Here is a 14,200-nt window from a genome sequence, read left to right as displayed (position 1 = left end):
CTGTTGTGAATATTAGAAGTTATCTGTGGGATGCGGAGAAGAAACCCGGTTTCTGGGTTTGGCAATTAATTCTGTTAGTTAACCGCTAAATATAGTATAATAAATATATCTGATTTAGTGATATTTTTTTCAGATGACTCGATTTATCTATGACCAATTTGCTAAACAATATCTGAAAGAGTTATTAACCCCCTTTGGCACGGTGGAAACCAGCCGAGATATTGGTTCGGAAGTGCGACAAGTTGATGTCCAGTTTTCCCCAAGGTCGCCGAATCCGACGGAGTTATCCGAACTGGGATTATTGGGAAAATTGGCAACGACAGCAGCAATTTTTGAACCTTTCCGCAATGCTGTCCAGCCTAAAGAAGTTCGGAGTTGTTTGGGCAAGTTGTACGATTTGCAGGCAGAGTTAGAAAGACAGGCAAGTCGGGAAAATACCCGAATTAGTGAGTCTGAATTACCCCGACTTTGGATTCTTTCCCCAACTGCTTCTCCGCAACTGCTGGAGGGTTTTCGGGCTGTGACGGCACCGGGATGGACTCAGGGGATTTATTTTCTCGCCCCTTTGCTTAACACGGCGATCGTGGTGATTCACCAATTGCCCAATACCCCGGAAACCTTGTGGTTGAGAATTTTGGGCAAGGGTACGGTGCAAAAACAGGCGATCGCGTCTTTGAGAGAATTGTCGGAAGATAATCCATATCGATTGGCTGCGCTAGAATTGCTTTATAACTTAAAAACAATTTTAGACGCACGTCAAGATTTGGATCGAGAAGATCGGGAGTTAATTATGGAACTATCGCCCATGTATTTGCAACGACTAGAAATCGCTAACCAACAAGGAATTCAACAAGGAATTCAACAAGGGCAAAGGCTGATGGTTGAAACCATGCTTCAAGTGAAGTTTGGCACAATAGATCGGGATTTATCCCAAATTATTGAGCCGTTAATTCAACTATCTGCCCTGGAAATAACTCAACTGATTATGCAACTTAATCGAGAAGAGTTGTTAGCCAGATTTAACCCTGAAGGCTAGTTAATTTTGTCAGGAATACCAGAAACCCGGTTTATTGGCAAACCGGGTTTTTTTGTCGGTTTTTTGTCGGTGGCAAAATTTAAACAATTCTTTGAGAGAGTTGCCGGAAGATAATCCATATAGCGGTTATTATCGGTATGAAGTACAGAGGCTTTCTGGATTCCCGCCTGCGCGGGAATGACAGGATTTTTTTGTACTTCATAACTCTGACAAGTGCTGTATCGATTGGCTGCGCTAGAATTGCTTTATAACTTAAAAACAATTTTAGACGCACGTCAAGATTTGGATCGAGAAGATCGGGAGTTAATTATGGAACTATCGCCCCTGTATTTGCAACGACTAGAAATCGCTAACCAACAAGGAGTTCAACAAGGAATTCAACAAGGAGTTCAACAAGGGCAACGGCTGATGGTTGAAACCATGCTTCAAGTGAAGTTTGGCACAATAGATCGGGAGTTATCCCAAATTATTGAGCCGTTAATTCAACTATCTGCCCTGGAAATAACTCAACTGATTATGCAACTTAATCGAGAAGAGTTGTTAGCCAGATTTAACCCTGAAGGCTAGTTAATTTTGTCAGGAATACCAGAAACCCGGTTTATTGGCAAACCGGGTTTTTTTGTCAATTTTTTGTCGGTGGCAAAATTTAAACAATTCTCAAGGATTTAGCCAGAACCCTTACCTACCATCATCTTGGGCAATGCTTGAATCCTGGAAATGCGATCGCTGTCTTATATTTGTGGTCAAAAATGCCCTGGGTGGGGATTGAAAATGCGGCTAATCAGCGGTTAACTGGATCTGGATTTAGCGATTATCGGAAAATTTTCCTGGCAATTAGCTGCAAGTGTCCGCCAGGAAAAAATCACCCACAGGTCAGTTAGTATGAAAAAATCGTATTTTATTATCCCAGCAATTCTTTGGTTTGGCTTATTGCCCCTGTTTAGCTGTTCTAACAGTCAAGGGGCAAATTCTCCAAATAATCAAGGGACTAATCAGGTGGCTAATAATGCCGAAGGGACTCTACAATTACGGGCTAATGGAGAAGATTTTGTTAGGAAAGGTTTTGTGTCTAAAGATGGTTGGCAAATTTCTTTTGACCATGTTTATGTGAATTTAGCAGAGGTGAAGGCTTATCAAACAGATCCTCCTTATGATGCCCATAAAGGAGGGGAAATTCAAGCGCAAGAAATCGTGGATATTGTGTCGATGAAAACTGTTGATTTGGCAGCAGGAGATGAAAATGCTGAACCGATTATAGTGGCGGAAGTTCCGGCAAAAGCTGGTAGATATAATGCGCTTTCTTGGAAAATGACTCCCGGAACTAGCGAACCGAATCAAGGTTATCCATTAGTTTTAATTGGTAAAGCGAGTAAAGGGGGTGAAACGATTAACTTTAATCTCAAAATTAATCAAGATTTAGCTTTTAAATGTGGTGAGTTTGTGGGGGAAGAACGCAAGGGTATTTTATCACCCGGAGGAAAGGCTGATTTAGAAGCGACGTTTCATTTCGATCATTTATTTGGGGATGGAGAAAGTCCCCCGGATGATGAGATTAATACCGGGGCTTTAGGGTTTTCTCCTTTGGCAAATATTGCGGCAAATAATCAAATTGAGGCGGATTTGACCAGTTTGAAAGCTAAACTGAATTCAGCAGATTATGAGAAAATAAAAGGTATTTTACCGAGTTTGGGTCATGTGGGAGAAGGTCATTGTCACGAATTGTTGACAGTAAAATAAGTATAAAATAAGTAGGGTGGGCAAAATTATGGGATTTATCCGCTGGATTTGATTAGGGCTTTTGCCCACCCTACAATGTTACTACAATATTACAATATTAACTCCAGGAGAATGTTATGATTAAAAAGGTAAATTGGTTGATTGGATTCAGTTTACTGGGGGTGGTCAGTTGCCCCGGTGGTGCGATCGCGCATGGGGCAAATATTCAATATAAATCCACCAATGCCCTGCAAATTAATGCCACTTATGATAGTGGTCAACCCATGTCAAATGCTCAAGTAACAATTTATGCCCCGGACGATCCGGCTACTCCGTGGTTAACAGGAACTACTGATGAAAAAGGCGGGTTTATTTTTGTCCCCGATCCGACTAAAATTGGCAATTGGGAAGTAAAAGTTCGGCAAGCGGGTCATGGGGATATTATTAGTATTCCTGGGGCTATTGCTGGGGGTAATTCTCCAAGTTCGATTAACCAAAATGAACCGAATGCTGAAAATCAGTCAGAAACCCAGAATCAGCAATCAGTTTCTAGTCAAAATTATACTCCGATGCAAAAAGTTTTAATGATTATTTCCGTGGGTTGGGGATTTGTGGGAACTGCTTTGTTCTTTTCCCGTAAATCTCTGGAACAGCAACATTAATAAGTAGATGAACATAATTAACTGCACTTTTCTTTTTCCGACGTAAATCATTGGATTCCCGCTTTCGCGGGAATGACAGTTTTTGCATTTAATAGGGTCTGCGATCTTATTTATGCACATTTACTTATGATCTATTTACTTATAGTCAAATATTGCTGATTTTTGTTGACTATTTTTCGTTTACTATTTTTTGGGAATATTATGCATATTGCGGATGGGATTCTCCCAGCTAAAGTTTGTATTGGTGGCTATGCGATCGCTGGTTTAGCGACTTGGTATTCTTTGCGGCAAATTAATCGACAAAAAAATCCCCAACAAGGAATTCCCAAAGCGTCTTTATTGACCGCTGCCTTTTTTGTAGCTTCGGGAATTAGTATTCCTATTCCTCCCGCGAGTGTTCATTTTGTCCTGAATGGACTGTTAGGCACAATTTTAGGATATTATGCCTTTCCCGCGATTTTGATTGGCTTATTTTTCCAAGCCCAAATGTTTGGACATGGCGGTTTAACCACGTTGGGAGTCAATGCGACGATGATGGGAATTCCGGCTATTTTAGCTTATCATATTTTTCAGTTACGCTATTTATTTAGGGAGCAAAAGCCGGTTATTACTAGCATTTTTGCTTTTCTGTCGGGGGCGATTGGTTTAGGACTCGCTTTGATGATTTTTTTCATTTTAGTGATTAGCAATTTACCCGCTGAATTGGATAACATGACTGAGCGATCGGCTCTTTATGGACTGATGCTGAGTCATATTCCTTTGATTATGACTGAGGGAATTTTTACGGCGATGTTGGTGATATTTTTGCAACGAGTCAAACCCGAGTTAATTAAAGGTAAAGTAGCAAAAAGGATGCCATTAAAAGATGAAATTTAACCTTGATGAATATGCCCATTTAAATTCGCCGATCCATCGGTGGCAACCAGAGAGTAAATTAATCGGCTTGGGTTCATTAATGATTGCCTTTGCCGGGGTAGAAAAGTTGTTTTTATTGCCGGTAGTTTTGCTGATTACGGTGATAATTTATCGGCTGTCTCATCTGCCTCATTCTTTTTGGCAAAGTCGGTTACGTTACCCAGGTTTTTTTCTGATGGGTGTGGTATTTTTGCTGCCATTTGTTTCTGGGAAAACGGTGATTGGTCAATGGGCAATTGGGCAATGGACTTTTCTGACTTTACGCCAAGAAGGTTGTTTGGCGATGCTGTTAATTGCCAGCCGGTTTGTGGCAATTATGACTATTTGTTTGGTGTTGTTTGGTACTTGTTCTTTTTTGACCACAATTAAGGCGATGCGATCGCTTGGTTTATCTCCTATTTTGGCAGATATGACCCTACTCTCTTATCGCTATATTTTTGAATTGGGGCAACAGGTGCAAACCCTAACTATTGCTTTACGGTTGCGGGGTTTTAAACCGCGTAATCTGACCCGGAGAAATTTGCGAATTTTTGCGTCGGTGATGGGGACTTTATTGGTTCGCAGTTATGAACAGTCAGAACAGGTCTATAATGCTATGCGTCTCCGAGGCTATGGCAAGATTAACCACAAGATTAACCAAAAGTTAACCCACCCATCCCTAGGGATTAAACAGAAAATTTTCCCGGATAAATTTAGCGCGATCGCCTTATCAATTTCTGTTATTATCGCCATCAGCTTAATCGGCACCGAAATTTTATTATAGGCATGAGCAATCAGCTATAAGCTATCAGGTATTTTCAGCAAATATTCGCTATAATCAAAAAATTAGCGAATCAATCCCAGGGCATAAGTAGCAAAATCTATGACAAGTCAATTGGAAAGAATTTCGGGTAAACGGGAAACGGTGAAAACCGCGATCGCCCTCAAAAACGTGAATTTTTCTTACTCAGATCGTGCCGGAACTTTAACAAATATCAATTTAACCATTGTACCGGGGGAACGAGTGGGGATTATCGGGCCAAATGGCGCAGGAAAAACCACGTTATTTTTATCGATTTGTGGGATTTTACCCGCTACGGGAGAAATCAGTCTATTTGACAAACCTGTAATTCCCGGTGAGTTTCGTTCAGAAATTGGCTTAGTGTTTCAAAATCCTAACGATCAATTATTCTGTGCTTCGGTGTGGGAAGATGTGGCATTTGGCCCAGAAAATATGGGACTTTCTCCCGAAGAAGTTAACCAAAGAGTTGACAGGGCTTTAAGTTTAACCGGAGTGCAAGAATTAGCCCCCCGTCCTCCTCATCATTTGTCTGGAGGGGAAAAACGTATGGTAGCGATCGCTGGTGTTTTAGCCATGCAACCGCAGTTAGTAATTTATGACGAACCTAGCGCGAATTTAGATGCTTTAGCCCGACGAAGGCTGATTCAATTTTTACAAGGGGCTTCAGAAACTATGTTAATTTCCTCTCACGATTTGGAGATGATTTTAGAAGTCTGCGATCGCGTTATTTTGATGGCCGCAGGAAAAATTATTGCCGATGGAATTCCGGCAAAAATTATGGGCGATCGGCAACTTATGACCGCATTTGGTCTGGAAAAACCCCATTCTTTACAGCATTTTTCTGGTTAGTCAGGGCGGGCGAAGCATTCCCGTAAAAATTTCACGCTTTTAACCATCAAAATTCTGCGGGAATGCTTCGCCCCTACAGTCGCCGATTTTGTATAAGGGCGAAGCATTCCCGTAAAAAATTTACGCTTTTAACCATCAAAATTCTGCGGGAATGCTTCGCCCCTACAGTCGCCGATTTTGTATAAGGGCGAAGCATTCCCGTAAAAAATTTACGCTTTTAACCATCAAAATTCTGCGGGAATGCTTCGCCCCTACAGTCGCCGATTTTGATTAAATTATACCCGCCGATTTACAATTGTCCAAACGGTTCCATCGGAACGAACAAAGGGGACAGAAATACTTTTAAATCCGGTAATAAATGGTTTTAAATAAACTTGCCAATAACTCGGACTCATATCATCAGCGATCGCCTTCAATGCTTTGACTTCTTCGGCCAATTCTGCCGCTAACTCATTGATGCGTTGGGCATGAAGTTTAGCTTGGGCTTGACTGGCTTCTAATTCTTGTAAAATCGGATTACGACCATCAGCTTTTTGTTGTTGGAGTTGCTGCTGTTTTTGGTTTAATTGTTTTTGTAAAGCCGCGATCGCATCATCAATTCCTTTAATTTCGGCGGAAATTACCGCAGTTTCTCTCGCCTGAGTCCGATAAGCATCAGAAATGGCTTCTGGGGAATCATTCACAGGGGCGATCGCTGGAATTTTCATCCGAGAACGTTCTTTTTGGAGTAGATAAATCTGATTCCGAATCGCTTCAATTTCTGTGTGCAGTTTCTGCATAATTGATTCCCCTAAGTCGCGAGAAAGAGCATGGCTAATCTTTGTATCATTATTTTACATTACTTTACATTGTTTTACATTTTTTTTCTCTAAAACTGAAGTTTTCTCTAGAATTTTATCCCCCTTGTTTATGGTCAAAGCCCAACCAACTGAAAATTTTGCCGGTCAATGACCAACCCCCTAACCCACTAATCGCGATCGACGAGATTTTGTTCTGAATTACACCTGATTCCCGATCCGCGATGCCCGTCTCTGGATCCGATCAAAGCACAATAGTCCTCCAGCATAACCACAAACCGATTGTTGCAGTATTTTCATGCCAGCACCCCATCCGTAAGGGCGAAGCATTCCGGTACAAAATTTTTTATTTTGTTCCAGAGATTATATGCGGTCATGCTTCGCCCCTACCCTACTAAGCATCTGTGGTCTATTCAGCAGAAAAGCGCTGTAATTTGGGGTAGAGGGCTGGCAATAGCTACCCTACTCACCGTAAAAATCGAAATAAGATAATAAACCGCAAGTTGGCCAAACTAGCGGTGAGAATTTATATTAGAAAAGAAAATAAAAAAAAGCGGGAATAAGTCTATTTTGCGGGTTCTTTTGCCGGTAAAGAAGCCTCTAACTTCAAACAATTGCGACCATCAACTTCCAGCTTATACTCCACCCGATCCATCAGCTTCTTCATAATCAGCCAACCATAGCCACCATCGGGCATTTGTTCGGGAACGGGCTTGGAATATTCTGATAAATCATAGCCCTTGCCATAGTCCCAAACTTCCAGAGCTAAGTCGCGCTCCTTCACTTCCAAGCGCAACAATACAGGTAAATTTGGTTGTTCTTTATGAGCATGACGCACCACATTAGAGTAAGCTTCAGCTAACACTAAGCGTAAGCGATTCGCTTGCCGGGGCCAATCCACTTTTTCCCCTAAATCCATTTCTAAACAACTCAAGAGCCAATGTTCGACCACAGACAAAAATCGCAAATCGCTGGGTACATGTAACTCAGTTTTCATCTTCCTACAGAACCTCTAGAGATAATATTGTTTGGTCATCTTCCTGTTGTTGAGCCACCTCTCTGACGCGAGCTAATACAGAATCTACATTTAGCTGGTCAGTCTGTTGCAGCAATATTTGCCACAAGCCTTCTTGTTCCAACATTGAACCCACTGAAAGTCCCTTAATCGAGGGGTCTGCATTGGTAACGGTGGCTTCGGTCAGTCCATCACTGGTGAGGAGAAAAACATCGCCGGGACTTAACTGTAAGCTGCCGGATTTGCCTCTCCAGATCGGCAAAATCCCTAAAGGAATGCCCCGTGCTTTGAGGAAATTCGGTTCCACGGGTGCGGATTTGGTAATCACTGCCCGGTGAGACCACACCAGAGGATAAATATGTCCGGCATTGGTATAAGCGAGCTCGGAAGTCGAAGGCCGATAGCGAGCTAAAACCATTGTAATGAAACAGTTGTTGCCAATCAGATCGTCGGCTAATGCTTCATTCAAGTTTTTCATTACCACTTCGGTATCAGGAGAGAGTTCTTGAGAGAGTTCCCGACGCAACACGGACATGGCGCTGGCCATAAATAAAGCCGCCGGAACTCCTTTGCCGGAAACATCCCCCAAAGCAAGCCAGATGTCTCCTTGGGCGTGAACGTAAACTTCAAAAAAGTCACCCCCCACGGCTCTGGCAGGAAAACAGCCCGCTCGAACCCGGGCTGATTCCAGTTCCGGCCAACTTTGGCGCAATAAATTCATTTGAATTTGCCGAGCCACTTCCAGTTCAGCTTGCATTTGTTGGGCTTGCTCTTGGGTGCGTTGGTAGAGCTTGGCTTGAGACAGCGCTAGGGCAGATTGTTCCGTGACGCTTTCAATTAGCTGAATATCTTCTGGACTCCAATTGTCCCCACTGCCGTCTTGGTAGACAGAGAGAATGGCCAAGACTTCTTGACCACAGATCATGGGTACGACCAGTTGGGTGCTATTTTTGCCGTTGTCTTGATTTTGGACTAATTCGGTTTTGCGAGTTTGTAAGACGGTTTGTAGTAGCGGATCTTCGTGGAGGTTTTCATTGGTAGAATCAACGTGGCAATGGTAGTAAACGGCATCCTTTAAGAGCCGATCGCCCTCTACGGTTCGCAGCACGCAACTGGTGGCTTCAAAGTTTTCCCCCAGAGTTTGCACAATGGTTTGCAGCATACTGCGATAATCCAGGGATTCCCGGATTGTGGACATGACTGCATTAAACAGAGATTCCCGACGCAGCGATCGCTGTAACTCATTAGTTCTTTTCTTCAGAACGTTATAAGTGTCGTTGGCTTGTTGAACTACGGCTTTAAGTTCTTCTGGATTCCAGGGTTTGGTGATGTACTTGAACACCTGACCAGAGTTAATTGCATCTACCAGGTCTTCTACATCGGTGTAGCCGGTGAGTAAGATCCGAATCGTGTCGGGAAACCGATCTACGGTTTTGCCCAAAAACTCTGTCCCATTCATCTCGGGCATCCGCTGATCCGAGATGATAATCGCCATTTCGCCCTCTTCATCTAAGATTTCCAGGGCGCTGAAGGCGCTGTCTGCTTTGAAGACTTTATAATCTCGCCGAAATGTGCGGTAAAGCAAGTCCAAGTTGTCGATTTCGTCATCAACAACCATCATTTTCAATTTGCTCCCTTTTCCCCGACTCATGCAATCCCCCACTTAACTAATGGATTCACGGTGACGCAGGTGGGATAGTTCCCGATAACATCCATTTCTACATTAATGGTTATTGGGGTGATTTTTCCCCATTGGTGGCTGTGCAGAAATACTGGCATTAATAGAAATCTCCGGCTGTATCCTGGTGTGGTTACTTTCGCTACGGTTTTTGAGCGTCTGTGGGCTGATGTGCTTCGCAACACGCCCTTGGCGACGCTATTTATGCTCCTAAGTTTTAACTGGTCTATGGTTGGTTATTTTTTTCTATTCAACGGATTTGTTAGAATTTCAGTCATGTTTTTGGCAAATTCCCCTGAACCAGGAGCACTTCAAAACAAGACTAATCAATGCCGATGTCATTGTTGCTGTGAATTGAGTTTACCGTGATTCTGGGATTTAAGTTATCATCCAGGTTTTACCTCGAATTCTTTTCCCGGAGTTAATCTGACACAGTTCCGCAGTCAAACCGGAATAAACCATTATTTTATATATCACGGACTCAGCCGTTGGGCGATCCTCAGTTTGGCCGATCGCGATCGATTATTTTCCGCCAATTCCTCTCCTTTCGGGCGAACGGGCTTTTTGGTCAGCACCTCTAAAATCTCCGAGTCTCTCATGGCGTACTTCACCAAGCGGTCTTCCAAGCTGTGAAAACTAATCACCCCAATCCGTGCGCCGCATTTGAGTGCGTTTGGGGCATTGGCCAAAAAAGTTTCCAAACTGGAAATTTCCTCGTTCACGGCAATCCGCAGGGCTTGGAAAAACCGCGTGGCTGGGTGAGTTCGGCTATGGCGATAGCGTCGAGGCATACTGCGGGCAATTACCTCCGCCAATTCCGTGGTGGTGTTGAAAGGTCGCTTTTGCACGATGCGTCGTGCCATTTGCCTTGCCAGTCTTTCTTCGCCGTAATGATAAAAAATATCGGCGAGTTGCTCTTCGTCCCAGTAATTCACAATATCAGCGGCAGTGAGGGATTGGCGAGAATCCATCCGCATATCCAAAGGCCCAGTATTTCGGAAGCTAAAGCCCCGTTCGGCAATTTCTAGCTGACCAGAACTCACCCCTAAATCGGCAATGATCCCGTCAAACTGCTGATGGGTATAATCATAAGCAGCAAAATTCCCGTGCCAAAATTCAACTTGGGAACTATATTCGGCCAAATTTTTTTTCGCCACCGCGATCGCCATTTCATCGCGATCGATCGCCGTCACCCTGACATCTGGTGCTGCCGCCAACATTAACCGACTATGACCCCCTGCGCCCAAAGTCGCATCCAAATAATGCCCACCGGGTTGAATTTCCAACCGGGAAATCAACTCACCAGCTAATACTGGCTTGTGAATAAAATCTGCTGTTTTCTCTTGATTCACGATTAACCTCTGAACAGTCTGTACCAACGGAATTTTTTTGCGAGTTCCCTTTCGCGGGAATATCCGCTAGTTTCCATCCCCTGCATTTCCCTGAGAGCAAAGCACCTTTGTTCGTGCTTTTGTTACTAAATACTATCTACCTGATAGATTTTCGTTACTGCTAAATGACTTCACTCCCAGATTGTCTCCGGTTTCTATTGTATGCGGTTGTATGCGGTTAACTTCGCCTAAATCCGCTGCTGTCACCGTCTCTTGAAAAGTTCTCAGGCGATCACTCTTGTGAGTCCGTCTAGTTTTTTTGGGCAAAACCGGGAGATTACGGTTTTTGCCGTGGCGATGGTACAAGCTTCTTTTAAAATAGAAACTAATTGACCCGATTTCACCCAGAGAGAGAAATTACAGACCAATGGACACAAAAGCATTTAAACGCTCCTTACAGCAGTCGGAAAATTACTATCGCAAGGGATTTGGCCACGAAGAGGAAGTGAACGAGACAATGAACTCGGTTTATCAAAGTAGTCTGATCCAAGAAATTCGGGGTAACAATTACACCCTAAGTCGTGGAGATATAACCATCCGACTGGCAGAGGCTTTTGGTTTTTGCTGGGGAGTAGAACGAGCGATCGCGATCGCATTAGAAGCCCGCACCCATTTTCCCACAGAACGGATTTGGGTGACAAATGAAATTATCCACAACCCAGGGGTGAACCAAGACTTAAAAAATTTACAAGTGGAATTTATCCCGGTCAACAATGGAGAAAAAGATTTTTCCGTGGTGGACTCTGGAAATGTGGTAATTTTGCCCGCCTTTGGCGCAACGGTTCAAGAAATGGAGTTACTCAACAACAAAGGCTGCAAAATTGTCGATACCACTTGCCCCTGGGTTTCCAAAGTTTGGAATACCGTAGAAAAGCATAAAAAACGGGAATATACCTCGATTATTCACGGTAAATATAAGCACGAAGAAACCATCGCCACCAGTTCTTTTGCCGGGAAATATTTAATCGTCCTAAATGTCCAGGAAGCCGAATATGTGGCGCAATATATTCTGGAAGGGGGGGATAAAACCGAATTTATGGCGAAATTTGCCAAAGCTTGCTCGGCGGGCTTTGACCCTGATCGAGATTTAGAACGAGTGGGCATTGCCAATCAAACCACGATGCTGAAAAGTGAAACCGAAGAAATTGGCAAACTGTTCGAGCGTACCATGCTGAAAAAGTTTGGACCGACGGAATTAACCGAGCATTTTCAAACCTTTAATACTATCTGTGATGCCACCCAAGAACGGCAAGATGCTATGTTTAATTTGGTGGGAGAACCGTTAGATTTAATGTTAGTAATTGGCGGGTTTAATTCTTCTAATACCAGCCATTTACAAGAAATTGCCGAACATCGTGGGATTCCTTCTTATTGGATTGATGGTCCTGGCCGAATTCTTCCCGGTAATCGGATTGAATATAAGACGTTACATGGGGAAATTGAAGTTAAAGAAAATTGGTTGCCTGATGGCAAAATTATTGTGGGAATTACTTCTGGGGCATCCACTCCCGATAAGTCTGTAGAAGAGGCGATCGCCAAAATTCTGGAACAGAAAACCGCCCCAGCTTTAGTTTAATTAATCTAGTAGGGTGGGCATTGCCCACCAAAGATGTTGCGCTTGACTCTTCCCTTAGTTTGGTTGGGTTTACTTACGTCAACCCAACCTACTAGCTAACCACCAACTAACAATCAATAACCACCAACCACCAACCATCAACCATCAACCAATAACCATCAACCATCAACCAATAACCAACAACCAATAACCAACAACCAATAACCAACAACTAATAACTAATCTAACGTTGATTTTGTAATTTTCTCATTTCCGTTTGAATGCTGACGCCAATTTGTAAGGCGCGATCGAGAAATTGCCCATATTCACTGGCTCGATCGCTCACTTGTAACGCTTGAATGGCGGTTAAATTATTGGCAAATAACTCGGGATTTGTGCCGATAAATTCTTTATTTTCTCGGAGGATTCTTTCGGTTCTTAAAGCCCGCAGTAAATCTTCTCTCGTGAGGTGTAAGGCAGAAATCACCGTTTGCCGATCGCTGATAGTCGCATCTCGATTTCCTGCGGCTTCGATTTGGTCGCTAATTTGAATGGCTTTAATTACAGAATTAAACCGTTCTACATCTTGCAAGAGGCGAACTAATGCGGTTAAAGTGGTTCTTTTTTGCCACAGCCAACGCCCGATGATAATTATTACCAAAGTAGCACAAATTACAGCGATCGCTACGGGTACAGATGGGCCAATTAAAGGCAAGATAATAAATGTGTAAATAACGCCAACAATTATCGGCATCAACGCCACGGCAATTAAAATTTCTTGGAGTAAAAAAACTGAAAAATCTTGAGGATTTTTTAACTCCAGTGGTCGCGCAATTTCGCTGGGGTCAATGCCGATACAATGTCTGAGTTCTCCTTGGGTAATTTCTAATCCTGTAATGTCATTATCACTCATTTTGAATAAATCCTTAAATTACAAATAAATGGATTATGGCTTAAAAAAATCGGTCTTGTTTTAGTTTACGCATTTCGGCTTGAGCATTGAGGGCAATTTGCAAGGCTTCATTGAGTAATCTGCCCCTTTCCGTAGCGCGATCGCTCATTTGCATGGCTTCCACAGAAGTTAAATTATGGGCAAATAAGTCCGGGTTTCTGGTAATTACCTGCTGATTTTCGCGAAAAATCCGTTCTGTTTTCAATGCCCGAACTAAATTTTCTCGCGTATGTCTCAGGGCAGTAATCACTTGTTTGCGATTAATAATTTCCACCTCCGTATTTCCCACGTCTTCTAACTGATCGTTGAGATGAATCACGTCAATTAAATCATTATACTTTTCCACGTCTCCTAAAATTCCTAGCAAAGACTCCGCTTTCCGGGTGTTATTTTTCAGCCAGAAAAACCGGGCAGCGATCGCCACCACCAGAGAGGCGATCGCCATACTACCAAACAGCAACCAGGGCATTTGATTCGCAATAATTAAATCAAAAGTCACCCCCCGAAGTTGCCAAAACATCACATCCCCAAAAGTCAGGGAACCCAAAAAAACCATCCCGGTTAAACCAAAAACCACCGTAGTTTCTTTATATAAAAATTTAGACCGTTTTTGCTGGTCTTTCAGAGTATAATTTTGCATCAAATCATCCACAGAAATCCCGCTGATGCGGCGAATTTCTCCTTTAGTAATTGGCAGTCCTTCCAGGTCACGTCGCACGGCTGAATACTCCTATATTTGTTCACTGTTCACTGTTTTTTAGGGGAACGGGGTGTGGGGTGTAGCCCTTCGGCAGGCTCAGGGTAAGAGGTGTAGGGTTTAGGGTGTAGGGTGTAGTGAATAGTGAATAGTGAA

At 43.1% G+C, this 14,200-nt stretch carries 15 protein-coding genes and 1 pseudogene; 9 read left to right on the top strand and 7 right to left on the bottom strand.

Features of this window, described 5'->3' with window-relative positions:
- Nucleotides 1–133: 133 nt before the first annotated feature.
- The 8 genes and pseudogenes from AM228_RS26775 (at nucleotide 134) to AM228_RS26745 (ending at nucleotide 5,959) form a co-directional block, all read left to right on the top strand.
- On the top strand, nucleotides 134–1,036 hold the full coding sequence (locus tag AM228_RS26775) for a hypothetical protein (protein WP_054469968.1): 903 nt from the start codon (nucleotides 134–136) through the stop codon (nucleotides 1,034–1,036).
- 219 nt (nucleotides 1,037–1,255) lie between these two features.
- Nucleotides 1,256–1,603, top strand: a pseudogene (locus AM228_RS26770) (hypothetical protein); the annotation flags it as partial.
- A 137-nt stretch (nucleotides 1,604–1,740) separates the two neighbouring features.
- On the top strand, nucleotides 1,741–1,917 hold the full coding sequence (locus tag AM228_RS33675) for a hypothetical protein (protein ID WP_156332090.1): 177 nt from the start codon (nucleotides 1,741–1,743) through the stop codon (nucleotides 1,915–1,917).
- 1 nt (nucleotide 1,918) lies between these two features.
- On the top strand, nucleotides 1,919–2,773 hold the full coding sequence (locus tag AM228_RS26765) for a hypothetical protein (protein WP_054469967.1): 855 nt from the start codon (nucleotides 1,919–1,921) through the stop codon (nucleotides 2,771–2,773).
- Between the two features lie 116 nt (nucleotides 2,774–2,889).
- Nucleotides 2,890–3,414, top strand: a complete 525-nt coding sequence (locus AM228_RS26760; protein ID WP_054469966.1) for a carboxypeptidase-like regulatory domain-containing protein — start codon at nucleotides 2,890–2,892, stop codon at nucleotides 3,412–3,414.
- Nucleotides 3,415–3,615: 201 nt separating this feature from the next.
- Nucleotides 3,616–4,290: a cobalt transporter CbiM gene (gene cbiM, locus AM228_RS26755; RefSeq protein ID WP_054469965.1), complete on the top strand. Its 675-nt coding sequence runs from the start codon at nucleotides 3,616–3,618 to the stop codon at nucleotides 4,288–4,290.
- On the top strand, nucleotides 4,280–5,092 hold the full coding sequence (cbiQ, locus tag AM228_RS26750) for a cobalt ECF transporter T component CbiQ (protein ID WP_054469964.1): 813 nt from the start codon (nucleotides 4,280–4,282) through the stop codon (nucleotides 5,090–5,092). The genes cbiM and cbiQ overlap by 11 nt, the downstream gene beginning before the upstream one ends.
- Before the next feature lie 99 nt (nucleotides 5,093–5,191).
- Entirely contained in the window at nucleotides 5,192–5,959 is a 768-nt protein-coding gene (locus tag AM228_RS26745) for an energy-coupling factor ABC transporter ATP-binding protein (RefSeq protein WP_054469963.1), read from the top strand.
- Between the two features lie 275 nt (nucleotides 5,960–6,234).
- Here AM228_RS26745 and AM228_RS26740 read toward each other — a convergent pair whose 3' ends face one another.
- The 5 genes from AM228_RS26740 to AM228_RS33670 form a co-directional block, all read right to left on the bottom strand.
- Complete coding sequence (locus tag AM228_RS26740) at nucleotides 6,235–6,738, bottom strand: hypothetical protein (protein ID WP_054469962.1); 504 nt, start codon at nucleotides 6,736–6,738, stop codon at nucleotides 6,235–6,237.
- Between the two features lie 583 nt (nucleotides 6,739–7,321).
- The gene (locus AM228_RS26735) at nucleotides 7,322–7,753 is read right to left on the bottom strand and encodes an anti-sigma regulatory factor (RefSeq protein WP_054469961.1); all 432 of its coding nucleotides are present in this window, start codon (nucleotides 7,751–7,753) and stop codon (nucleotides 7,322–7,324) included.
- 4 nt (nucleotides 7,754–7,757) lie between these two features.
- Nucleotides 7,758–9,422 (bottom strand): SpoIIE family protein phosphatase, encoded by a 1,665-nt coding sequence (locus tag AM228_RS26730; protein ID WP_054469960.1) that lies wholly within the window; start codon nucleotides 9,420–9,422, stop codon nucleotides 7,758–7,760.
- A gap of 500 nt (nucleotides 9,423–9,922) precedes the next feature.
- Nucleotides 9,923–10,801: a 16S rRNA (cytosine(1402)-N(4))-methyltransferase RsmH gene (gene rsmH, locus AM228_RS26725; RefSeq protein WP_231636957.1), complete on the bottom strand. Its 879-nt coding sequence runs from the start codon at nucleotides 10,799–10,801 to the stop codon at nucleotides 9,923–9,925.
- Nucleotides 10,802–10,933: 132 nt separating this feature from the next.
- The gene (locus AM228_RS33670) at nucleotides 10,934–11,146 is read right to left on the bottom strand and encodes a hypothetical protein (protein ID WP_156332089.1); all 213 of its coding nucleotides are present in this window, start codon (nucleotides 11,144–11,146) and stop codon (nucleotides 10,934–10,936) included.
- Between the two features lie 61 nt (nucleotides 11,147–11,207).
- On the opposite strand from AM228_RS33670, the gene AM228_RS26720 reads away from it, so the two are divergent.
- Complete coding sequence (locus AM228_RS26720) at nucleotides 11,208–12,416, top strand: 4-hydroxy-3-methylbut-2-enyl diphosphate reductase (RefSeq protein ID WP_054469959.1); 1,209 nt, start codon at nucleotides 11,208–11,210, stop codon at nucleotides 12,414–12,416.
- Nucleotides 12,417–12,639: 223 nt separating this feature from the next.
- On the opposite strand, the gene AM228_RS26715 is transcribed toward AM228_RS26720, so the two are convergent.
- Nucleotides 12,640–13,308: a hypothetical protein gene (locus AM228_RS26715; RefSeq protein WP_054469958.1), complete on the bottom strand. Its 669-nt coding sequence runs from the start codon at nucleotides 13,306–13,308 to the stop codon at nucleotides 12,640–12,642.
- 40 nt (nucleotides 13,309–13,348) lie between these two features.
- Nucleotides 13,349–14,065, bottom strand: a complete 717-nt coding sequence (locus AM228_RS26710) for a hypothetical protein (protein WP_054469957.1) — start codon at nucleotides 14,063–14,065, stop codon at nucleotides 13,349–13,351.
- Between the last annotated feature and the right edge of the window lie 135 nt (nucleotides 14,066–14,200).

Source organism: Planktothricoides sp. SR001, from assembly GCF_001276715.1.
GTDB lineage: Bacteria > Cyanobacteriota > Cyanobacteriia > Cyanobacteriales > Laspinemataceae > Planktothricoides > Planktothricoides raciborskii.
The sequence above is the reverse complement of the archived record's forward strand: the minus strand, read 5'-3'. Positions and strand labels throughout refer to the sequence as shown.